15 protein-coding genes are annotated in these 22920 nt (G+C 71.0%); 4 read left to right on the top strand and 11 right to left on the bottom strand.

Features of this window, described 5'->3' with window-relative positions:
* Positions 1–101 precede the first annotated feature (101 nt).
* Both ACSHT8_RS11805 and ACSHT8_RS11800 read left to right on the top strand, forming a co-directional pair.
* Positions 102–1931 (top strand): hypothetical protein, encoded by a 1830-nt coding sequence (locus ACSHT8_RS11805; RefSeq protein ID WP_436500550.1) that lies wholly within the window; start codon positions 102–104, stop codon positions 1929–1931.
* Between the two features lie 88 nt (positions 1932–2019).
* Positions 2020–2787 (top strand): VOC family protein, encoded by a 768-nt coding sequence (locus tag ACSHT8_RS11800; protein WP_436500548.1) that lies wholly within the window; start codon positions 2020–2022, stop codon positions 2785–2787.
* On the opposite strand, the gene ACSHT8_RS11795 is transcribed toward ACSHT8_RS11800, so the two are convergent.
* From ACSHT8_RS11795 to gltB, 7 genes are all read right to left on the bottom strand, one after another.
* The gene (locus tag ACSHT8_RS11795; protein WP_436500547.1) at positions 2715–4124 is read right to left on the bottom strand and encodes an FAD-binding oxidoreductase; all 1410 of its coding nucleotides are present in this window, start codon (positions 4122–4124) and stop codon (positions 2715–2717) included. The genes ACSHT8_RS11800 and ACSHT8_RS11795 overlap by 73 nt on opposite strands.
* Before the next feature lie 80 nt (positions 4125–4204).
* Complete coding sequence (locus ACSHT8_RS11790) at positions 4205–6070, bottom strand: ABC transporter ATP-binding protein (RefSeq protein ID WP_436500545.1); 1866 nt, start codon at positions 6068–6070, stop codon at positions 4205–4207.
* A gap of 273 nt (positions 6071–6343) precedes the next feature.
* Positions 6344–9163: a type 2 lanthipeptide synthetase LanM family protein gene (locus ACSHT8_RS11785; protein WP_436500543.1), complete on the bottom strand. Its 2820-nt coding sequence runs from the start codon at positions 9161–9163 to the stop codon at positions 6344–6346.
* Between the two features lies 1 nt (position 9164).
* Positions 9165–9356: a DUF6229 family protein gene (locus tag ACSHT8_RS11780; RefSeq protein ID WP_436500541.1), complete on the bottom strand. Its 192-nt coding sequence runs from the start codon at positions 9354–9356 to the stop codon at positions 9165–9167.
* An 80-nt stretch (positions 9357–9436) separates the two neighbouring features.
* Complete coding sequence (locus ACSHT8_RS11775; protein ID WP_436500539.1) at positions 9437–10174, bottom strand: AfsR/SARP family transcriptional regulator; 738 nt, start codon at positions 10172–10174, stop codon at positions 9437–9439.
* 212 nt (positions 10175–10386) lie between these two features.
* Positions 10387–11838, bottom strand: coding sequence for a glutamate synthase subunit beta (locus ACSHT8_RS11770; RefSeq protein WP_436500537.1), 1452 nt, complete (start codon positions 11836–11838; stop codon positions 10387–10389).
* Positions 11839–11988: 150 nt separating this feature from the next.
* Positions 11989–16500, bottom strand: a complete 4512-nt coding sequence (gene gltB, locus ACSHT8_RS11765; protein WP_436500535.1) for a glutamate synthase large subunit — start codon at positions 16498–16500, stop codon at positions 11989–11991.
* Between the two features lie 464 nt (positions 16501–16964).
* Here gltB and ACSHT8_RS11760 point away from each other — a divergent pair, with 464 nt between their 5' ends.
* Entirely contained in the window at positions 16965–17420 is a 456-nt protein-coding gene (locus ACSHT8_RS11760; RefSeq protein WP_436500533.1) for an FxsA family protein, read from the top strand.
* On the opposite strand, the gene ACSHT8_RS11755 is transcribed toward ACSHT8_RS11760, so the two are convergent.
* Positions 17417–17827 carry a PRC-barrel domain-containing protein gene (locus ACSHT8_RS11755; protein WP_436500531.1) on the bottom strand — a complete coding sequence of 137 codons (411 nt, stop codon included), beginning with the start codon at positions 17825–17827 and terminating at the stop codon, positions 17417–17419. The two genes, ACSHT8_RS11760 and ACSHT8_RS11755, sit on opposite strands and share 4 nt — an antisense overlap.
* Before the next feature lie 96 nt (positions 17828–17923).
* Here ACSHT8_RS11755 and ACSHT8_RS11750 point away from each other — a divergent pair, with 96 nt between their 5' ends.
* Positions 17924–18406 carry a superoxide dismutase gene (locus tag ACSHT8_RS11750; protein ID WP_436500529.1) on the top strand — a complete coding sequence of 161 codons (483 nt, stop codon included), beginning with the start codon at positions 17924–17926 and terminating at the stop codon, positions 18404–18406.
* A 381-nt stretch (positions 18407–18787) separates the two neighbouring features.
* Here ACSHT8_RS11750 and ACSHT8_RS11745 read toward each other — a convergent pair whose 3' ends face one another.
* Genes ACSHT8_RS11745 through ACSHT8_RS11735 form a run of 3 tightly spaced genes read right to left on the bottom strand, consistent with a single transcriptional unit; the run spans position 18788 to position 22885 of the window.
* On the bottom strand, positions 18788–19648 hold the full coding sequence (locus ACSHT8_RS11745; RefSeq protein WP_436500527.1) for an NUDIX domain-containing protein: 861 nt from the start codon (positions 19646–19648) through the stop codon (positions 18788–18790).
* Positions 19621–20373, bottom strand: coding sequence for a hypothetical protein (locus ACSHT8_RS11740; RefSeq protein ID WP_436500526.1), 753 nt, complete (start codon positions 20371–20373; stop codon positions 19621–19623). The genes ACSHT8_RS11745 and ACSHT8_RS11740 overlap by 28 nt, the downstream gene beginning before the upstream one ends.
* Positions 20374–20383: 10 nt before the next feature.
* Positions 20384–22885, bottom strand: coding sequence for a DEAD/DEAH box helicase (locus tag ACSHT8_RS11735; RefSeq protein ID WP_436500524.1), 2502 nt, complete (start codon positions 22883–22885; stop codon positions 20384–20386).
* Positions 22886–22920 lie beyond the last annotated feature (35 nt).

The following is a 22920-nucleotide window of genomic DNA, read 5'->3' as shown; positions in this document are numbered from 1 at the left end:
CCTCCCTCTTCATCCTCATTGTGCCCTGCCCGCGCCGCCCGCGACGGCGTAGCGTGGTTTGCCGCGTCAGTCACCTCTGACACGGAAACGGGTGAGTTTCAATGCGGATTCCGACCCGACTCTCGATCATCGCCTCCTGCGTGGCCCTCACCGCGGCCGTACCGGTGCCCGCGGTCGCCGCGCCGGGAGACGTCAAGGTCAGCGACCGCGTGTACGTCCGCTACGACGGCGGCACGGACACCACCCTCGCTGATTGCAGCGTCAACAACAGGCAGCAGAACGAGCCCGCCGCCAGCGTCGCCCCGCACAACCCGGCGCTGATGACAGCGGGCGCCAACGACTACTGCCCGGTCGGCACCATCGGCTCGACCTGGGCGGGTCTCTACTACTCCGCCAACGGCGGCGCGGCTTGGACCAACAGCCTGGTCCCCGGCTATCCGGGCGACACCTCGCCCGCAGGGCAGGCGTCCCCGCTGTCGCGGCTGGGGCTCACCAACGCGGGTGACCCGGTGCAGGCATGGGACAACGACGGCCACTTCTTCTACGGCGGCATCGCGTTCAACCGCGCCAAGCCCGCGGGCGGGTCGATCTGGGTGGCCCGCTACACCTGGAACGCCGGCCCCGCGCCCACCTACGAGTTCACCAGCCTGGTCGCGCGCGGCACGCCGTCGCCGATCTTCCTCGGCGTGTTCCACGACAAGGTCCAGCTGGAGGTCGACCGCGGCGCGAACAGCCCGCACGCGGGCAACGTCTACGTCTGCTGGGCGCGGTTCACCGCCAGCGGCCCGAACAACGGGGTGTTCCTGTCCCGCTCGACCGACAGCGGCGTGACCTTCTCGAACCCGTCGAAGATCTCCGACAACGTGCACGGCAGTCAGTTCTGCGACATCGCCGTCGACAGTGTCGGCACGGTCTACGTCGGCTGGCGGCAGTTCGCGGCGGCCAACCAGCGGCAGGACAACGCCGCGGTGGTGGTCAGGTCGACCGACGGCGGGCGCAGCTTCACCAAGCCCGCGGTCGCCGCGCCGTTCACCGGCTGGGACCCGTCCGACCAGACGGTCAACGCCTCGGCTTACGGCCAGGCCAAGTACAACGCCTGCCTTGTCGCCGACTCGACGCTGGGCACGTGCGCCTCACCCGCGCCGCGCGCGTTCGCGGGCGACTGCGGCGACGGCCCCCTGGCCTGCCAGAGCGGCTACGTGTTCTTCCGCGGCGGCTCGCAGACCCGGATCACCGCCGATCCCAACGGCACCCCGGGCGAGGTGTTCCTCGCCTTCGACGCGTCGGTCCCCGGCACCGAGGTGCCGACCGGGACCACCTACGAGACCGTGGCGCCCGGCACCGGCAGCCAGGCCGCCGTCTACCTGACCAGGTCCACCGACAGCGGCGGCCAGTGGTCGACCCCGGCGCGGATCGATCCACAGGTGAAGGGCCACCAGCTGTTCCCGGACATCGCCGCCGAAGCGGGCGCGCTGCACGCGGTGTGGCAGGACAGCCGCGCCGACACCGCCACCGGCCTCACCGGCGACTGGCGGACCGTCCCGATCTCGAACATCGCCGTTGCCGCCAACCCGCCCGCCGCGGTGGCGGCCCCGCCCGGCCTGCACACCTTCTACGCCGTGTCCGCCGACGACGGGACGACGTGGACGGTGGCACAGGTGTCGACCGTGGCGCAGATGCCGCAGTACGAGCAGTTCGGCGACCGCGACGTGCCGTTCTTCGGCGACTACAACTACATCGCGGCGTCCGGGCCCACGGTCCTGATGACGTGGACCGACCAGCGCGACACCGTGCCGGGCACCGATCCGCGCTACCCGGTCGACGGCACGGACGGGTTCGACGTCCTGCAGTGCAGGGTCGCCGGCGGGCCCGACACGTGCCCGAGCGCGGGTGGATTGGATCAGAACATCTACGGGAAGGTGGTTCCCTGACGGGTGAATCGGCCCGCGGGCAGCGCTCGCGGGCCGTTCTGTCGGTGGGTCTGGCTAGCCTGGCGGCACACCCACTTTGGAGGCAACCATGAGCAGTGTCAGCGTCAACCAGCCACTCGGCACCCCGACCTGGATCGACCTCGGCATCCCCGATCTCGACCGCGCGATGGCGTTCTACCATGCGCTGTTCGCCTGGGAGTTCGACATCGGGCCCGCGGAGACCGGCAACTACACGAACTGTCTGGTCAACGGTCAGCCCGTGGCGGCGCTGATGCCGAATCCCGATCCAGCGGCCACGGACTTCTGGTGGAACGTCTACCTGGCCACGGACGATGTCGACTCCACTGTGGACCGTGTGCGCCTGGCGGGCGGGTCGGTGCTGGTCGAGCCGATGGACGTGATGGACCAGGGCCGAATGGCCATCGCCGCCGACCCGACCGGCGGCCAGTTCGGCCTCTGGCAGGGCGCCAAACACATCGGCGCGCGGCTGGTCAACGAGCCGAACACCTTGCTGCGCAACGATTTGGTCACCCCCAACCCGGAGGTCGCCCGGCCGTTCTACGCGTCGGTGTTCGACTTCACGCTGGACGGGAACGACGATCTGCCGGCGATGGACTTCACGTTCCTGCGCAGGCCGGACGGCCACGAGATCGGCGGCATCACCGGCGATCCGAAGGCCACCAAGTCGGCTTGGGGCACGCTGTTCGAGGTCGACGACTGTGACGAGGCGGTGGCCCGCGCGGTGGCGGCGGGTGGCCGGGCCGAGGAGCCGATCGACATGGTCTACGGCCGTTTCGCCACGGTCACCGACCCGTTCGGCGCGACGTTCGACGTGGGTTCCCGGCCCAAGGGCTGAGCCGAGCCAAAGATGTCGTCCGGATCGTACTTCGCCTTGACCACGCGGAGACGGTCCACAGTGGAGCCGTAGTGGGAAGTGAGGTGGTCGGGTAGGTCGGGGTCAGCGAAGTTCACATACACGCCGCCTGTGCCATGCGGGTGGACGGTCGCCCAACTCGCGGCGAGCCAGGCCAGCGCTTCGTGGCCGCGGCGGACGGCGCCGCGCGGGCCGATCAGCACGGTGTGCTTGACCAGGAACGCCGCGGTGCGGTGGGGGAACGCGGAATCGGTTTCGCGCGCGTAGGCGCCGCGCCACGGGGTGAAGGCGATCTCGCGGAGTTCGCCGGGTTCGCGGGCCGCGGTGAAGTGGGCGAGCAGGGCGTCGATGGCGTGGTCGGGGAGCGGGTGGTCGAAGAACTCGGTCTTCGCGCTGCTCATCCCGGGCCGGTCGGACACCAGCGGGATCGACGTCGCGTCGTGGGCGGTGGCTGAGTACGGGGTCGCGTGCAGCAGCGCGGCTTCGGCGGCCGACAGCGCGGCGGTCTCGGCGAGTCGGGGCGGGACGCCGAGGTCGTCGAGGAACCCGGAGACGGCGGCGAAGTCGGGTACCGCGCCGATCAGCATGGCCAGGGGTGGGTCGTCGGGGTGGTCGGGGCTCAGCAGCACCAGTTCGACGGCGACGGCGTCCGGCGCGTCCGGTGCCCACGCCTGCCAGTGTCGGATGAGCGCGGAGGCGTGTTCGATCGGCCAGGCCAGGCGGAGGTGTGTGCGGGGGACGGCGCGCACCGTGCGGAAGGTCGCGCTGGTCACCACGCCGAATCCGGCCGCGCCCGCGCCACGCAGCGCCCACAGCAGGTCGGCGTCGGCGGGGACGACGCGACCGTCGGCGAGCAGGACGTCGGCGGCGACCATGGCGTCGCAGGTGAGGCCGTGGCTTCGGCCGTGGCTGCCGAAGCCACCGCCGAGCGCGGCGCCGACGACGCTGACCGACGGGCACGAGCCGGTGGGCACCAGGCGTTCGAGGGGAGCGAGCGCGGCGGCCAGCTGTCCTATTCGGACACCTGGTCCGACGGTGACCAGGTCGCCGTCGACGGTGATCGAGTCGTGCGGGGTGAGGTCGATCAGGAGGCCGTCGGTGCTGGAGTGGTCCGCGTTGCAGTGCCCGCCCGCCCGGATGGCGAACGGCAGACCGCGCGCACGTGCCATGGCGAGTGCTGCGGCCACGGCCGCGGTGTCGGCGCAGCGGGCGACGGCCCGCGGCAGGATTTCCGTTGGGCGGCCGATGAACTGGCTGCGGGACAGCGCGTAGTGGTTGTCGCCGGGGAGTGCGAGGTTGAGGGCGGGTTGATCAGGCATCGGCGTGCTTCCGGCTTCGCGGTTTGTGTTGTTGCGTGTAGTGGTTGTCGCCGGGGAGTACGAGGTTGAGGGTGGGCTGGTCAGGCATCGGCGTACATTCGGCTCTGCAGTTCATACAGCTCGGCGTAGCGGCCGCCCTTGGCCAGCAGCTCCGCGTGCGTGCCTTCCTCCGCCAGCTCCCCCTCGTGCATCAGGTAGATGCGATCGGCGTGGCGCACGCTGGCCAGCCGGTGGGTGATCAGCACGACGGTCCGGTCCGCCGCGAGTGTCCGCAGCGACTCGTAGACGGCGAACTCGGCCTTGGCGTCCAGTGGCGCGGTCGGCTCGTCCCAGATGAGCAGCGGCGCGTCCCGGTAGAGGCCGCGGGCGACGGCGAGGCGCTGCCACTGGCCGCCGGAGAGTTCCAGGCCACCGCGGAACTGCTTGGACAGCACCGTTTCCCAGCTGTTCGGCAGCCGGTCGACGACCTCGTCGGCGCCGGACTGGATGGCCGCGCCTGCGAGGGCGAGGCCATCGGGGTCCAGGCGGTCGTGCCTGCCGACGCGGACGTTGACGCGGGCGGTGTGCGGCCAGCGGACCGGGTCCTGCAGCACCATCATCACCTGGTCGGCGACCAGGTCGCGGGCGACGCCGCTGAGGTCGTGGCCGTCCCAGGTCACGGTGCCCGCGGTCGGCGGGTAGAGGCCCGCGATCAGCTTGGCCAGCGTGGTCTTGCCCGACCCGTTCTCGCCGACCAGCGCGATGGTCTGGCCGCGTTCGATGGTCATGCTCAGGTCGCGGACGGCGGGACGCTCGCTCTCCGGGTAGGTGAACGTGATCCGGTCGAGCCGCACCCGCCCGGGCGCGACCTGGGGGCGGTCCTCAGGTTTCGGACGCTGGGCGTAGGCAAGGAACTCCTGGTAGTCCGCGACATACAGGCCCTGCTCGACCAACTGGTTCGCCGCCAGCACCAGCCGGTTCAGCGCCGACGTGGCCGCCCGCACCGCGATCACCGCCGTCCCCGCGACCGCCAGCGCGACCCACCCGGAGTGCACCAGCAGACCCAGCACCACATAGGTCACCGCGAGACCCACCCCGGCCAGCCCGCGCCCGACACCGCGGACACGAGCCTGGGCGGTGCGCAGCCGGGTGTCCTCCGCGCACAGGGGATCGGCGGCCACCCGGTACTCGCGCAGGACGAACGGCTCGGCCTGGCACGCGCGGATCTCGGCCGCGGGCTCGCGCTCGGTGGCGAGGTCGGACACCATCTGCACGCGCCGGTCCAGCGTCACCGTGTGCCCGACACTGGCGTACGCCAGCCGCGCCGCGCGCTGCACGGCCCAGCCGTCCGGGATCACCGCCAGCAGCAGCACCGGCAGCAGGATCGGGTGCAGCACCCCGAGACTGCCGAACGCGGCCGCGATGCCCAGCAGGGACCCGATGAGCTCGACCAGGTTGTCCGCCGAGCGTTCGATGAAGAACAGTCCGCGGTCGCGCGCCCGGTGCATGCGGTCGTAGAACCGCGCGTCGTCGAACGCCGCCAGGTCCGCCCCCAGGCTCGCCGCGAGCAGCCGCTCCTCGGCGAGCCGCCGCACGGCCGGGGTGATCCGGGCGTGCGCCAACGCCACCCCGATGTCCATCGCCCCACGCGTCCCGAACGCCACCGCCACCAGCACCAGCGACGGCAGCGCGGCGACCACCCGATCGGCCGTCGGGCCGCTCGCCAGCAGCTCGACGAGGACCCCGGTGGTCGCGAACAGCCCGAACGCCGCGGCCAACCCGGACACGATCTGCATCGCCGCCACCGCCGCGGCCGCCCTCGGCGCGGCGGTCCAGATCATGCGCACGACCGGCCAGGTCACCCCGGGCAGATCCCGCAACACCCGCCGCGGCTGCTCCTCGGCGGCGCCGAGCTGCCAGTGCGGGGTGTTGAGGGCGCCGTCGCGGGGGTCGGGTTCGTCGGTCACTGGGCGGTGTCTCCTGTCAGCAGGTCTGGGGTGGCTGACTGTTGGGTGTTTCTGTGGGGTGTTTGGGGGCGCTGTCGTGGGGGTCGGGTTCGTCGGTCACTGGGCGGTGTCTCCTGTCAGCAGGTCTGGGGTGGCTGACTGTTGGGTGTTTCTGTGGGGTGTTTGGGGGCGCCGCCGTGGGGGTCGGGTTCGTCGGTCACTGGGCGGTGTCTCCTGTCAGCAGGTCTGGGGTGGCTGACTGTTGGGTGTATCCGCGGGGGTCGGGTTCGTCGGTCACCGGGCCGTGTCCCCCAACAACAGGACTGAGGGCAGCCGACAGTCCGGGTGCATCCTCAGCAGCTGATAGGCCACCCCACCCGAGCCCGACATCATGCTCGGCGAATACACCTCTCTGGCCAGCCCCGTGGTCACCCCGTTCGCTTCCAGGCTGCCGATGACCATGGCGTCCAGCCCGAGCTGGTCGAGCCCGTCCGGCGCCACGCCCTCAGCCAGCGCCCGCGTCAGCAGCTCCCACACGCCCGTGTCCCCGTGGCACAGGGTGTGGGTCCAGCCGATCCCGTCCCGCAGGCCCGAAACCGCCGCCCGGCGCAGGACGTCCGGGTCCGGCGTCGCCAGGCCGACGCCCACGGCGCCGTGGCACCAGGCGGCGGCGATCGTGTCCGGTTCGCGCGGGTCGCGCCAGGCTTGGCGGTCGGTGTCGTACCAGGTCTCCTCGTACGCGGCGGCTTCCGAGGCCAGCGCCGCGTAGCGACGATCCCCGGTGGCCTCGGACAGGCGGGCCAGCGACCAGCCGATGCCGGTGGCGCCGTGGGCGAGGCCGCCGATGCCGTCCGGCCAGTTCGGGACCGCCCAGCGGGTCAGGCCGTCGCGCTTGGCCTCGGCGGCGAGGCGCTCGCCCGCCTGGACGGCCAGGTCCGTCCAGCGGGTCTCGCCGGTCCGGGCGGCCAGCGCGAGCAGCGGGACGATCGCGCCCGCCGTGCCGACCACCAGGTCCGGTCCCTCGCTCGCGGCGATCGCGGCGGGCAGCTGCTCGCCGAGGAAGACCGCGTCGGCGAGGCTGTCCATGCCCAGCGCGTCCAGCGTCAGCCAGCACCAGATCTGCGAGCCCAAGCCGATGTAGGCGCCGACCGGGTCCGGCCGCCGCCGGGTGTGTTTGGCCTGGTCAGCCCACCAGACCTGGGTCAGGCGGGCGGTGCGCACGGTCCCGGCCAGCAGCGAGTCCAGCCCGTCGACCTTGTCCGCCCGCCCGGCGTCCACTTCGGCCTGGTACCCCGCCAGCAGCACCGCGACGCCGAGCGTCCCGCCGTACAGGTCGGGCGTCAGCGGGGTGGTCTGCCAGCCGGAGCGGTCGAGGATCGGGGCGAACCACGTGGCCGTGTCGTCGTCGCCGCGGATCGCCTCGGCCGCCAGCTCCCGCATCAGGCCCGCCGCCAGCGCGCGTCGCCGAGTGTCCAAATCGGACGCTGAGGGCGTGGGGGTGGCCATCCGGCCCAGTTCGGGTTCGGCGCCCTGGTTGAGGTAGGCGCTCACCAGCGCCGCGTGCGTCACCCGTCGCTCCAGGGCGAAGTCCGCGCCGCGCCAGTTGCTCAGCGCGAGGTGCACCTGGTCGACCAGCGGGCCGCACACCGTGCCCGCGGGCGTGTGCAGCCAGCCCTCCGCCGGGGTCGTGGTGAACACCGGGATGTCGCCGATCAGCAGCTCGGCCACCTCGGCGGCGTGCACGTCGGGGTCGCCGGGGCCGCGGGTGTTCATCGAGTGTCGCGCCAGCAGCGCCTTCGCCTTGGTCTCGGCGGCCTCCTGCTGGTGCAGGCCCACCGGGTGCCACAGCATCCGCGCCAGTTCGGTGTAGGCCTCGGTGTCGCGCACGACCACCCGGACGACGCAGTCGGCGAAGCGGGCCAGCAGCGGTTCGAGGCCGCCGTCGCGGTCGATCCGGTCGATCCGGGCGGCCATCGCGTCGAACCCCGCGACGACCTCGCCCCACTGGCGCGCGAGCTGCGGCTGCGGGCTCGGCAGGTTCTGCGTGGGCCGAATCTGTTGTGGCACAATGGCTACGTGCGCGGTGTCGGTCCCCGCGCCGACCAACTCGGGCAGGCCGATGTCGGGCTGTTGGTCGGGCAGTCCGCCCATCGCCGATCCGTCGACGCCGCGCCAGCCCAGGCCCGCGCCGCGCCCGGGCAGCAGGCCGGTGCGCAGCACGGTGCCGTTGAGCTGCTCGGCGATGAGGTCGGTGGCCTGGCCCGCGCCGGTCGGCGGGTGCGGCGGGCGCGGGGTGAACACGCTCTCGCAGTCGACGACGACGGGCACGGGTCCGCAGGCGATGATGTTCTCCGCGTGCAGGTCGGTGCCCGACACCAGCCGCATCACGGCGAGCCAGTGGCCCAGGTTGCGGTAGAACGCGCGCAGTTCGTCCTCGCCCGCGCAGTAGCGGTGGGCGACGTGCTCGGCCCAGCCGTAGCCGTCGCCGAGCAGCGCGCGCGGCACGCGGATGGGGTGGGTGTCGCCGTCGGTCAGCACGGCGAGCAGGTCGGCGAGTTCGACGTCGACTGCCATCGGACGCGGCTTGTAGACCACGGTCCCACCCGCGCAGTGCAGCAGCGTGACGGTGTGGCCGCCCTGGTGGCTGTCGCCCTGGCCGATGTCGAGCTTGCGCAGCTCGCCGGGCTCGGCGTCGAGCAGCGACCCGAGCCGCGCCCGGTCGGCGGCGAACCGTTGCGCCATAAGGCGGATCGCCGCGCACCGGTTGTCCACGACGACGTGCAGGCGTTCGACCAGCGTCGGGTAGTGCTCGGTGAGCCCGTGCCAGAACGCCGGGTCGGCGGCGTGGCCGATGAACTCGGCCCACCGCCCGGCCGGGTCGGGCGCGGTGAGCTTGCCGGTGATGCGCGCGGCGTTGAGTTCGAGCACGAGGACCCGGTTCACCTTGCGGCGCACGGTGTCCAGCAGCGTGTTCCGGGCCGCGGCCAGGATCACCGCCGCTTCGGCGGCGACGAGATCGGCGGCCTCGGCCAGCTGGCTGGCGAGTCGGTCCAGAGCGGGTCCGATGAGCCATTCCATTGTGTGGTCGAGTTCGCCGACCTCGTCAGTGACCATGTCAGCAGCAGTAGACCGGCCGGGAGGCGGTACACGACGAGCAGCGGCTCCCCGGCGGGTTGCACGCCACGATGTCACCCTCGGCGAACTCGCCGCTGGCGAAGATCGGGCCTGCCGGGCTGTCCAGGTCGTCGAGCCCCGCACGCCAGCGGGCCACGATCTCCTCGGCGTCGAGCAGCATGGCGGTTGTCATCGGGATTTCCCCTTTCTCAGGCAAGAACCCAGTGGGAAACAAGATCGTAGGAACGCCGCGCACACGCTTGCGCATACAAATCAGCAGGTCGCTTCGCGCTGTATCGCGGTGAACAACTCGGTGGTCACGGCGCTGGGCGGCACCCCGAGTTCGGCGTCGAGCAGCGCGGCCAGCCTGCGGTAGACGGCCATCGCCTCCCCGCGCCGCCCGGTACGCACGAGGGCGAGCATGAGCTGGTGCCACAGGCGTTCCCGGAGCGGATAGTCGATCACCAGGCCGGTGAGGGCGGGGATGAGGTCGTGGTGCTGTCCCAGCGCCAGCCGCAGGTCGCCGAGTTCCTCGGCGGCGCAGCCGCGCGCCTCGTCGAGCACGGCCGCGTCCGACCGGACCACCTCGGGCACCGGCACCCCTTCGAGCACGGTGCCGCGCCACAGCCCGAGCGCGTGGGTCAGGCAGTCGGCCGCGGCGACGGCGGCCCCGGCGTCGCGGTGCCGGTGGCTCTCGGCGACCAACTGCCCGAAGAGGGTGGCGTCCACGTCATCCGGCCGGGCGAGCAGGACGTAGCCGTCGCCCGACGTCTCGATCCTGGGGCCGACCGGACCCAATAATCGGCGCAACTCGGCGACATGGGACCGCACGTTCGCCGCGGCGGACCTTGGCGGCCGCACGGGCCACAGGCCGTCGACGATCCACTCCGACCCGAGCACCCGGTTCGCCCGCAGCGCGAACATGCCCAGCAGCGCCCGCGCCATCCGCCGTCCCGGCCGCACCTCCGCGGCACCACTGCGGACCACCGGCCGACCGAGTATCAGGATCACCGACACCCCCTTCCCTCACCGCGATGATTCGCGGGAAAGGGCCGTGGGAGCGGCAGGCGGAGAAGGTTGGCAGGAAAGACTGCACGAGTTCGCGGTCGCGGGCACCCGCTTGGGCGAAGGACACGCCGCCGAAGAGCCAGACCCGTCAGACAAGAGCACATAAAGAACGGCCCGCGAGCGCCATTGCTCGCGGGCCGTTCGTCCAGCTGCCCTCAGACCAGGGGGCGGTCCGTGGGCTCGATCGGCCGCGGCAGGACCGCCCGGCCGGTCAGGTAGGCGTCGACTCCGGCCGCGGCGCTGCGGCCTTCCGCGATGGCCCACACGATCAGGGACTGGCCGCGGCCCATGTCGCCCGCGGTGAAGACGCCCTCGACGCTGCTCTGGAAGTCGGTGCCGCGCGCGACGTTGCCGCGCGGGTCGAACTCGACGCCCAGGTCGGTCAGCAGGCCGCCCTGCTCCGGGCCGACGAAGCCCATCGCCAGGGTGACCAGGTCGGCCGGGATCTCCCGCTCGGAGCCCGCGACCGGGACGAACTTGCCGCCCTCGTTGACGACCTCGGTCAGCCGCAGCGCCTTGACGTTGCCCGCGTCGTCGCCGACGAACTCCGTGGTCGACACCGAGTAGACGCGCTCGCCGCCCTCCTCGTGGGCCGAGGTGACGCGGTAGAGCATCGGGTACGTCGGCCACGGGTTGACCGCCGCGCGCGTCTCCGGGGGCTTGGGCATGATCTCCAGCTGCGTCACCGAGGCCGCGCCCTGGCGGTGGGCGGTGCCGACGCAGTCCGCGCCGGTGTCGCCGCCGCCGATGACCACGACGTGCTTGCCCTCGGCGTGGATGGGGGAGCGGTCGAGCTGACCGGCCGCCACCTTGTTCGCAGGCGGCAGGTACTCCATCGCCTGGTAGATGCCCTGGAGCGACCGGCCGGGGATCGGCAGGTCACGCCACGCCGTCGCGCCGCCCGCCAAGACGACCGCGTCGTACTCCGACCGCAGCTGCGCGGCCGTCACGTCGACACCGACGTTGACGTTGACCCGGAACTCCGTGCCCTCCTGGCGCATCTGCTCGACGCGCCGGTCCAGCCGGGACTTCTCCATCTTGAACTCGGGGATGCCGTAGCGCAGCAGCCCGCCGACCGCGTCGGCCCGCTCGAAGACCACGACGTCGTGGCCCGCGCGGGTCAGCTGCTGGGCGGCGGCCAGCCCGGCCGGGCCGGACCCGACGACGGCGACCTTCTTGCCCGTCCGCGCCGCCGGGGTCTCCGGCTTGATCCAGCCCTCGTCCCACGCGCGGTCGACGATGGAGATCTCGACGCGCTTGATCGACACCGGGTCGTCGTTGATCCCGAGCACACACGCCGACTCGCACGGGGCCGGGCACAGCGTCCCGGTGAACTCCGGGAAGTTGTTCGTCGCGTGCAGCCGGTCGGCCGCCGCGCGCCAGTCCTCGCGCCAGACCAGGGTGTTCCACTCCGGCACCAGGTTGCCCAGCGGGCAGCCCTGGTGGCAGAACGGGATGCCGCAGTCCATGCAGCGGCCTGCCTGCTTCTGCACGCGCTCGTTGCCGAACTCGTCGTAGACCTCGCGCCAGTCCTTCAGGCGAAGGAAGACCGGCCGGTGCTGGGCGTTCTCGCGCCGGGTGGTCAGAAAACCCTTGGGGTCAGCCATGTGCGGCCTCCATGATCACGGTGCGGTTGGCCGCGGTGTCGCCGCTGGGCGTTGTCACAAAGTCCCTGGAGTCAGCCATGTGCGGCCTCCATGATCACGGTGCGGTTGGCCGCGGTGTCGCCGTTGGGCGTTGTCACAAAGTCCCTGGGGTCAGCCATGTGCGGCCTCCATGATCGCCTTGTCGATGTCACGGCCGTCGCGCTCGGCGGCGGCACGCGCGGCCAGCACGCGCTTGTAGTCCTTCGGCATGACCTTGGTGAATCGGCGGACGGCGTTGTCCCAGTCGGCCAGCAGGGCCCGCGCGACCGCGGACTCCGTCTCGGCCAGGTGCTTGGCGACGGCTTCGCGCAGGAAGTCGTTGTCCTCGATGGAAAGCGGGTCCAGGTCGACCATCTCGGGGTTCACCCGCCGCGCGTTCAGGTCGAGCACATAGGCGATGCCGCCGGACATGCCCGCGGCGAAGTTGCGCCCGGTGGGCCCGAGCACAACCACCCGACCGCCGGTCATGTACTCGCAGCCGTGGTCGCCGACGCCCTCGACGATGGCCAGCGCGCCCGAGTTGCGCACGCAGAACCGTTCGCCGACCTTGCCGCGGATGAAGATCTCGCCGCCGGTCGCGCCGTAGCCGATGACGTTGCCCGCGATGACGTGCTGCTCGGCGGTGTACTGCGAGCCCGGGTGCGGCCGCAGCGTGATCCGGCCGCCGGACAGGCCCTTGCCGACGTAGTCGTTGCCGTCGCCGACGAGCCGCAGCGTGATGCCGCGCGGCACGAACGCGCCGAACGACTGGCCCGCGGTGCCGGTGAACGTCACGTCGATCGTGTCGTCCGGCAGGCCCTCGCCGCCCCAGCGCTTGGTCACCTCGGAGCCGAGCATGGTGCCCACGGTCCGGTTGACGTTGCGCACGGGCAGCTCCAGCCGCACGTGGTCGCCGGAGTTCAGCGCGCCCTCGGCGAGCTGGATCAGTGTGTTGTCCAGCGCCTTCTCCAGGCCGTGGTCCTGCGTCGTGGTGCAGTGCCGGGACGCGCGCGGCTCCAGGTCGGGCACGTGGAAGATCGGCGTGAGGTCCAGGCCAGACGCCTTCCAGTGGTCGACCGCGTCGCGCATGTCGAGCAGCTCGGCGTGGCCCACGGCCTCTTCCAGCGACCGGAAGCCCAGCTCCGCCAGGTACTCCCGCACTTCCTGGGCGATGAACTGGAAGAAGTTCACCACGTACTCGGCCTTGCCGCTGAACCGCTCGCGCAGCACCGGGTTCTGCGTGGCGACGCCGACCGGGCAGGTGTCGAGGTGGCAGACGCGCATCATGATGCAGCCCGACACCACCAGCGGCGCGGTCGCGAAGCCGAACTCCTCGGCGCCCAGCAGGGCGGCGATGATGACGTCGCGGCCGGTCTTCAGCTGGCCGTCGGTCTGCACGACGATCCGGTCGCGCAGCCGGTTGGCCAGCAGCGTCTGCTGCGTCTCGGCCAGGCCCAGCTCCCACGGGCCGCCCGCGTGCTTGATCGACGACAGGGGAGAGGCGCCGGTGCCGCCGTCGTGGCCGGAGATCAGCACCACGTCCGCGTGCGCCTTCGACACGCCCGCCGCGACCGTGCCGACGCCGACCTCGGACACCAGCTTCACGTGGATGCGGGCGGCCGGGTTGGCGTTCTTCAGGTCGTGGATGAGCTGCGCCAGGTCCTCGATCGAGTAGATGTCGTGGTGCGGCGGCGGCGAGATCAGGCCGACACCCGGCGTCGAGTGCCGGGTCTTGGCGATCCACGGGTACACCTTCGTGCCCGGCAGCTGACCGCCCTCGCCCGGCTTGGCGCCCTGGGCCATCTTGATCTGGATGTCGTCGGCGTTGACCAGGTATTCGCTGGTGACGCCGAACCGGCCGGAGGCGACCTGCTTGATCGCCGAACGCCGCTTCGGGTCGTACAGGCGGTCGGGGTCCTCGCCGCCCTCACCGGTGTTGGACTTCGCGCCCAACTGGTTCATGGCGATGGCCAGCGTCTCGTGCATCTCCTGGGAGATCGAGCCGTAGGAGATCGCGCCGGTGCCGAACCGCTTGACGATCGACTCGACCGGCTCGACCTCCTCGATCGGGACCGGCGGGCGCACGCCCTCCTTGAAGGCGAACAGGCCGCGCAGCGTCTTCAGCGACGCCGACTGGTCGTCGACCGCGCGGGTGTACTCCTTGAAGATCTCGTACTTGCCCGCGCGGGTGGAGTGCTGCAGCTTGAACACCGTCTGCGGGTTGAACAGGTGCGGCTCGCCCTCGCGGCGCCACTGGTAGTCGCCGCCGACGCTCAGCTCGCGGTGGCTGGGGCGCACGCCGTCGACCGGGAAGGCCCGCTCGTGCCGCTGCGCCACTTCCTCGGCCAGCACGTCGAAGCCGACGCCGCCGAGCCGCGAGGTGGTGCCGGTGAAGCACGCGTCGACGACCTCGCTGCCCAGGCCCAGCGCCTCGAAGATCTGCGCGCCGGTGTAGGAGGCCACAGTGGACACACCCATCTTGGACATGGTCTTGCGCACGCCCTTGCCCAGCGCCTTGATCAGGTTCCGGGTGGCCTGCTTGGCGTCCACGCCCGCGATGAGGCCCTGCTCGGCCAGTTCCTCGACCGTGGCCATCGCCAGGTACGGGTTGACCGCGGCCGCGCCGTAGCCGATCAGCAGCGCGATGTGGTGCACCTCGCGGGCGTCGCCGGACTCGACCAGCAGGCTGACCTGGGTCCGGGTCTTCTCCCGCACCAGGTGCTGGTGCACGGCGCCGACCAGCAGCAGCGACGGGATCGGGGCCTGGTTCTCGTTGACGCCCCGGTCGCTCAGCACGACCACGCGGGCGCCGTTCTTGATCGCCCAGGAGACCTCGGCGCGGATCTCGTCGAGCTGCTCGCGCAGCGCGTCACCGCCGCCGCGCACGTCGTAGAGGCCGTGGATGGTGACCGACTGGTACTCGGGCCGGTCGCCGTCGTCGTTGATGTGGACGATCTTGGCCAGCTCGTCGTTGTCGAGCACCGGGAACGGCAGCGTGATCCGGCGGCACGAGTCCGCGCCGACTTCCAGCAGGTTCGGCTCGGCGCCGAGCTGCGCGCCCAGCGAGGTGACCAGTTCCTCGCGGATCGCGTCCAGCGGCGGGTTGGTGACCTGGGCGAACAGCTGGCTGAAGTAGTCGAACAGCGACCGCTGGTGGGTCGACAGCGGGGCCAGCGGGGCGTCGTTGCCCATCGAGCCGATGGGCTCGGCGCCGCTGCGGGCCATCGGCTGCAGCAGGAGGCTCAGCTCCTCCTCGGTGTAGCCGAACGCCTGCTGGCGGCGGACCAGGGAGGCGTGCGTCGGGACCTCGCGCTCGCGCTCGGGAAGCGAGTCGAGCGGCGTCAGCCCGGCGGCGACCCACTCGGCGTACGGGTGCTCGGCGGCCAGCGCGCCCTTGATCTCCTCGTCGTCGACGATGCGGCCAGCCGCGGTGTCGACCAGGAACATCTTGCCCGGCTCCAGCCGTCCCTTGCGGACGATGGTGGTCGGGTCGATGTCGAGCACGCCGACCTCGGAGGCCAGCACGACAAGGCCGTCCTCGGTGACCCAGTAGCGGGCGGGGCGCAGGCCGTTGCGGTCGAGCACGGCGCCGATCTGGGTGCCGTCGGTGAACGAGACCAGCGCGGGGCCGTCCCACGGTTCCATCAGCGTCGAGTGGAACTCGTAGAACGCCCGGCGGGCCGGGTCCATCTCGGTGTGGTTCTCCCACGCCTCGGGGATCATCATGAGCACGGCGTGCGGGAGGCTGCGGCCGCCGAGGTGCAGCAGTTCCAGGACCTCGTCGAACGAGGCCGAGTCGCTGGCGCCGCGGGTGATGACCGGGAAGATCCGCTTGAGGTCGCCCGGGATCAGGTCCGAGGACAGCATCGACTCGCGCGCGTCCATCCACGCCCGGTTGCCGCGCAGCGTGTTGATCTCGCCGTTGTGCGCGACGTAGCGGTACGGGTGGGCCAGCGGCCACGACGGGAAGGTGTTCGTCGAGAAGCGGGAGTGCACGAGGCCGATCGAGCTGGTGACCCGCTCGTCGCGCAGGTCGGCGAAGAACAGGCCGACCTGGGGCTCGGTGAGCATTCCCTTGTAGACGATCGTGCGGCTCGAAAGCGAGGGGAAGTAGACGTCGGCGTCATGCTCGGCGCGCTTCCGGACGCAGAAGGCGAGACGCTCCAGCGGAAGCCCGGACACACCGTCGGCGGCGGCGATGAACAGCTGGACGAAATGCGGCATGACGGAGGCCGCGGTCGCGCCCGCGTGTTCGCGGTTCACCGGCAGCTCGCGCCAGCCCAGCACGACGGCGCCCTCTTCGGCGGCCACCTGCTCGATCGTGGCGACGGCGGCGGCCCGCGCGGTCTCGTCGACCGGCAGGAAGGCCGTGCCGACGGCGTAGTGCTCGGGGAGATCGAAGTCGACGACCGCGCGGAAGAAGGCGTCCGGCACCTGGATCAGGATGCCCGCGCCGTCACCGGTGTCCGGCTCGGCGCCTCTGGCACCTCGGTGCTCCAGATTGCGCAGGGCGTTGAGAGCTTTGGCAACGATGCCGTGGTCTCTGCGACCGGCGAGATCGGCGACGAACGCGACACCACAGGCGTCGTGTTCATAGCTCTCGTCGTAAAGACCCCCGATGCGCGGGTCTTGGCGGGTCGTCATGCGAAGCGGCCCTCCCTGTGCTCTGGAGGCGCGCACGGGCGCGCCGAGTGACCAGGGGAAAGCCGCAATGGGCACTTTCACCGTCGACTCGGCCCGGCGTGCGTCGCGTCCTGGTGTGCGACGTGCGGAATAGATGCCCGGGCTTGGGCGGTTGAGCGCACCTCATCGTGCGGAGTGGCAGCGCACCTCGTCGTGCGGCCTCGCGCGTAGTTTGACGGTCCGGTGGGGACCCCGCTGTCGCGCGTTCGCCCCGGGGTCATCCGGGACTTTCCATGACAATAGTGTGAACTCGGCGTTATCGGGATACGCCGAACGGCGCTCGTGGTGAACACCACGTGCCCTTGACGCCGGGTCGCTCCCGCCATCATAGCCCTGACCTGGGCTTTTAGTGTTTCGGGGACGTTTCGGGCAGCTCAGACGTTGGTGGGATGTCCGCACGAATTTTCTTACGGAAAGGAACCGCGGTGCCGGTCCTGTTGATCCTGTTGCTCGCCGTGGTCGCGGAGATCACCGTGATGGTGACGGTCGGCAACCTCATCGGCGTCCTGCCCACCATCCTCCTGCTGATCGCCGCCACGGTCCTCGGCGGCGCCTTGCTGCGCCGCGAGGGCACGAAGGCATTTGCCGCTTTGCAAGATGCGGTGTTCGCCCGTCGCGCTCCCGCGCGCGAGCTGGTCGACGGCATGCTGATCGCCGGGGCGGGCTTCCTGGTGATCGTGCCGGGCTTCATCAGCGACGTGCTGGCGATCTTGCTCCTGCTGCCCCCGACCCGCGCTGTCGTCCGCCGCTGGGTGACCCGCCGGGCCGAGATCGCCGTGGCGAACCAGCAGCGCCGCACAATCGTCGTGGACTCATTCGTCGTCGACGACCAGCCCCACATAGTCATCCCCGAAAGCCGTCGCGACGGAGAGCAGATTTAGACGTACGGGTACCTCGGCGGGATGTAGCCGGGCAGCCAGTACGGGGAGAACCCGTAGTAGCCGTACACATCCTCAAAGTAGTCCCGCTGCGTCTTCAGTTCCGGGTCGTACACCGGCCCCGCCGCGACGTGCTCGCGGTCCTTGTCGATGTGCACCTCGTCATCGACCGAGGTGACCGCGTCGACCGGGACCAGCAGGGTCTTCTTCCCGATCCCCAGGAAGCCGCCCGCGCCGAGTTCGAGGAACCGGACCCGGCGCTCGACCGGGTCGACCAAGAGTCCCTCGACCTTGCCGAGTTCCTCGCCGTTCTTGTCGACCACGGTGCGCCCCCGCGCGTCCTCCGCGCCGTTGGCGAGGACCAGGTCCGTCTCATCCAGGCGAACGAGTGTCGCCGTGTCATCGGCCATGACTCCTCCTCTGTCGCCCTTGTTGACTTCCCGCCACCGCCGCCCGGCAAACTTCCGATGCGACAGCGAGTAGCGGATACGCCATGATGCGTGGTCATGCGCGTACTCGCCGTGATCGCGGCTCTACTTGTCGTCTTCGCCGCGCCCGCTTCGGCTGCGGGCGGGTTCGAGACCTACCGCCCGGGCGCCACAGAAGTCACCTACGACCCGGCCGTCCCCGTCGGCTCGCACGCGCGGGCCATCCGGTTCCCGGCGGGCCGGGGCACGGCCGTGGCGCTGCTGGTCCACGGCCTGCTGCCCGACCGCCACTACGGCGCGCACGTGCACGTCAACCCGTGCGGGCCGCTGCCCGCCGACTCCGGCCCGCACTTCCAGCACGACCCGGCGGCGGGGGCGAACCCGACCAACGAGGTGTGGCTCGACTTCACCACCGACGCCCGCGGGTCGGCGTTCACGCTGACCGTGGTGCCGTGGCGGTTCGGCGGGCGCCCGGCCGGGTCCGTGGTGATCCACGACCACCACACCGCCCCGGACGGCACCGCCGGACCACGGCTGGCGTGTCTTACCAAGGGGTTCTGACCCTCAGAGCGAGCGGGCGCTGTCGAGGACTGCCACGTGGTCCGGGCGCTGCGACGCTGGCAGCCTCGCCCGTGGCGACCGACTCGACCTTTGCGCCTGCGACGCCCGTCGCCCTGACCTTGCGCGCGTCGTTCTCGGGGAGCCTCCGCAGTACGGACCCCGGGAGCTCGATGGAATACGACCGTCAGGGCATGAGCGGGCTGAGGTCGATCTCGTGCGTGCGCCGCGGCGGATCGACGTCGCTTTCCTGACTTGGCGGCACCAGCGGTCGCGGGGCTTTCGACGTGGTGGTGGTCGGCGTGGCGGCGGGCGCGGGCGAGATCCCAGGCTGTGAATATTGGCCCATGGTCGGGCGAGGCGCTCACTGTACGTGGGTGAAGATCAGGGCAGTTGGTCCAGCAGCCACTTCGGCCCCTTGACCTGCGCCCCCACCTCCGCGCACCGCTCCCGCAGCTCCCGATCCGCCGTCACCACAAGGCAAGGCACGTCCAGCCTTCCCGCCGCCATCTCGACGATCGTGTCGTCCCCGCTCCCCGGCGCGTCCACCACCGTCACCCCCGGCACCGACGACACCCCCCGCGCGGCCCCCTCCACCACAAACAGCGCCTCCGGGTACGCCCGGTCGAACGGCGCGATCCCCGGCACCCCCGCCAGCATCAACGCCGCCAACGAATCCCGCAGCCGCGCAGCCGCCCCCAACCGGTCCTTCCACCACCCATCCGCCCGCGCCCCCATCACGTTCGCCGCGTCCACGATCAGCACCGGCTGCGACAACGCCGCACGCAACATCGGCCAAGTGCGCGCGAACGGCTCATAAAGCGCCAGGGACGTGACCTCGTCCACCGGAATCCACGCCGCGTCCCGGGTTTCGTGGGACGCCGCCGAAACGGCGGGCATCGTGTCGATCGTCCCGATCACCGTGTCGTACGCCCACTTGCCATGGTCGTCGCGGATCACGCCGAACGGGTGGACCAAGCCGGAGTCGAGGGTGCTCTCCTCGGCCGTCTCCCGAAGCGCCGCGCTGACGCCGTCCTCGTGGCTGTCCCGCGCGCCGCCGAAGAGTGCCCACAGGTTTCCGCCTGGGGTCCACCAAGCGCGCTGCTGGAGCAGGACATGCCCGTCGTGCACAGGCAGGAGCCCCGCGGCGCCGTAGCGGCCCCAGTGCAGGTGGCCGCGCGAGCAGCGGACGACCCGGTCGCCGTCGCCGCGGGGCATCAGCGGGTCGCGGGCTGGTCGGACCACACCTTGGCGGCCTCCCACATGCGTTCGGCCTCGGCGACGTAGTGCTGGAACCACCGGCCGTCCTTGGGTTCCAGCGTGACGATCGGGCCCGCCTCACCCGTCGGCTGGAACTCGTAGTGCTGTACGCACACGAACCCGCGCGGGCTGGTCACGTCGAGGCAGTTGAACCCGGCCGACGGGATGCTCGACAGCACCCGCACCTCCAGCCTGCCGTCCATCCGCTCCCGCAGCGTCGCCATGTCGTCCAGGGTGGTGAGGATGCGCTGCCGGATCCGGCCCTCGCCCAGGTTGTGGGCCATGCGGCGGTCCGCGGTCTCCATCAGCACGTCGTCGTGCGGGTCCATCACCAGGATCCGCACCCGCCCGCCCGCGGCCAGGATCGCGGGGAAGTCGCTGCGCATTCCCTGCACGGTTCGGGTCATGGTCAGCCCGATCAGCAGGATGTCGAACGACGCCGCGCGCCGGGCGATCAGGTCGGCGGGGAACTCGGGCCGCAGCAGCGCCGCCGGGTTCGACCGCTGGGCGCCCGCCAGCTGGTCGAGCGCGCGGCGGGACTTGATCTGGGACAGCGCCAGCCACGCCAGCAGACCCAGCACCACCGACGACAGCGTCTTCACGTCCGAGATCCCGGCCGCGCCGAGGATCGTGAACAGGATCGCCACCGCGGCCAGGATGTAGAGATCGACGTTGTCGTCGTTGATCAAGCGGACCAGTAATCGCCGCACGTCCACCCTTTCAGAGTTCGCCCACCTCGGTCACGTACAGCACGGCTGTCCCGGCCTCGTCGGAGGCGGCCAGGTCGACCTCGGCGGTGAAGCCCCAGTCGTGGTCGCCCGCCGGGTCGTCGAAGATCTGGCGCACCAGCCAGCGCTCCGGTTCCGTCTCGATGATCAGCAGCGCCGGGCCGCGCGCGTTGGCGCTGACGCCGATCTGGCTGTGCGCCTCGAAATACGGCGAGAGCGCGTCCTCCCACGCCCCCGCGTCCCACCCGTTGTCGCCGTCCAACTCGCCCAGCTCGTGGTACGCCCGCCGTGCGGCCAACTGCACCCGGTGGAACAGCGCGTTGCGGACCAGGACGCGGAACGCGCGCACGTTCTTGGTGACCGCGGGCGGCGTCTCGTCGACCGGCTCCTCCAGCTCACCTGTCTCCGGGTTGGTCAGCTTCTCCCACTCGTCGAGCAGGCTGGAGTCGACCTGGCGGACCAGCTCGCCCAGCCACTCGATCAGGTCGGTCAGTTCCTCGGTCTTCGCCTCATCCGGCACGGTCTGGCGCACCGCGCGGTAGGCGTCGGCCAGATAGCGCAGAACCAGACCCTCCGAGCGCGCCAGCGAGTAGAACGCGACGTACTCGGTGAACGTCATCGCGCGCTCATACATGTCCCGCACGACGCCCTTGGGCGAAAGCTGGTGGTCGCCGACCCACGGGTGGCCGCGCCGGTAGGTCTCGAACGCCCCGTTCAGCAGCTCGGCCAGCGGCTTGGGATGGGTGACGTTCTCCAGCAGCTCCATCCGCTGGTCGTACTCGATGCCCTCGGACTTCATCGCCGCGACGGCCTCGCCGCGCGCCTTGTGCTGCTGGGCCGAGAGCACCTGCCGTGGGTCGTCCAAAGTGGACTCGACGACGGACAGCACGTCGAGCGCGTAGCTGGGCGACTCGCGGTCGAGCAGCTCGATAGCGGCCAGCGCGAACGGCGACAGCGGCTGGTTCAGCGCGAAGTTGAGCTGCAGGTCCATCGTCAGCCGGACCGTGCGGCCCTGCTCGTCTGGCTCGTCCAGCTTCTCGACCACGCCCGCGGCCAGCAGCGCCCGGTAGATCGCGATGGCGCGCAGGATGTGGCGGCGCTGGGCCGGGCGGTCCTCGTGGTTGTCGGTCAGCAGTTTGCGCATCGCGCTGAACGCGTCGCCGGGGCGGCCGATGACGTTGAGCAGCATCGAGTGGCTGACGTGGAAGCTCGACGTCAGCGGCTCCGGGTCGGCGGCCACCAGCCGGTCGAACGTCGGCTGGCCCCACGAGACCATGCCCTCCGGCGGCTTCTTGCGCACGAACTTGCGCCGCTTCTTCGGGTCGTCACCCAGCTTGGCCAGCGACTTCTCGTTGTCGATCACGTGCTCGGGCGCCTGCACCAACACGGTCCCGAGCGTGTCGTAGCCCGCCCGCCCCGCGCGTCCGGCGATCTGGTGGAACTCGCGCGCCTTCAGGATGCGCGTCTTCACACCGTCGTATTTGGACAGTGAGGTGAACACGACCGTGCGGATCGGCACGTTGATCCCGACGCCGAGCGTGTCGGTGCCGCAGACGATCTTCATCAGCCCGGCCTGCGCGAGCCGCTCCACCAGCCGCCGGTACTTGGGCAGCATCCCCGCGTGGTGCACGCCGATGCCGTGCCGGACCAGCCGCGACAGCGTCTTGCCGAAGCCCGACGAGAAGCGGAAGTTGCCGATCAGCGCGGCGATCTTGTCCTTCTCCTCGCGCGTGCACACGTTGATGCTCATCAGCGCCTGCGCGCGTTCCAGCGCGGCGGCCTGGGTGAAGTGCACGACGTAGATGGGGGACTGGTTGGTGGAGAGCAGCTCCTCCAGCGCCTCGGTCAGCGGCGTCATGCCGAAGCTGTAGAACAGGGGCACCGGGCGTTCGGCGGAGGTGACCACGGCGGTGGCCCGGCCCGTGCGGCGCGTCAGGTCCTCCTCGAACCGCTTCACGTCGCCGAGCGTCGCCGACATCAGCACGAACTGGGCCTTGGGCAGCTCCAGCAGCGGGATCTGCCACGCCCAGCCGCGGTCGGGCTCGGCGTAGAAGTGGAACTCGTCCATGACGACCTGGCCGACGTCGGCGTCGGCGCCGTCGCGCAGGGCGATGTTGGCCAGGATCTCGGCGGTGCAGCAGATGATCGGCGCGGCGCCGTTGACGCTGGAGTCGCCGGTCATCATGCCGACGTTCTCCGCGCCGAACGTCTCGCAGAGCGCGAAGAACTTCTCCGACACCAGCGCCTTGATCGGGGCGGTGTAGAAGCTGCGGACGCCCTGGGCGAGCGCGGTGAAGTGGGCGCCCGCCGCGACCAGGCTCTTGCCGGAGCCGGTGGGCGTGTTGAGGATGACGTTGGCCCCGGAGACGATCTCCATGAGCGCTTCTTCCTGCGCCGGATACAGCGATAGCCCCTGCTCCTCGGCCCACTTGGCGAAGGCGTCGAAGAGGTCGTCGGGTTCCGGGGTGGCGGGCAGCCGCGAGGTCAGCGTCATGGTATGTCGATCGTGCCTGGTCTCTCGGTCCGCGC

It is taken from the genome of Actinokineospora sp. HUAS TT18, from assembly GCF_051364635.1.
Taxonomy (GTDB): domain Bacteria; phylum Actinomycetota; class Actinomycetes; order Mycobacteriales; family Pseudonocardiaceae; genus Actinokineospora.
This window is presented reverse-complemented; position numbering and strand designations above follow the sequence as displayed.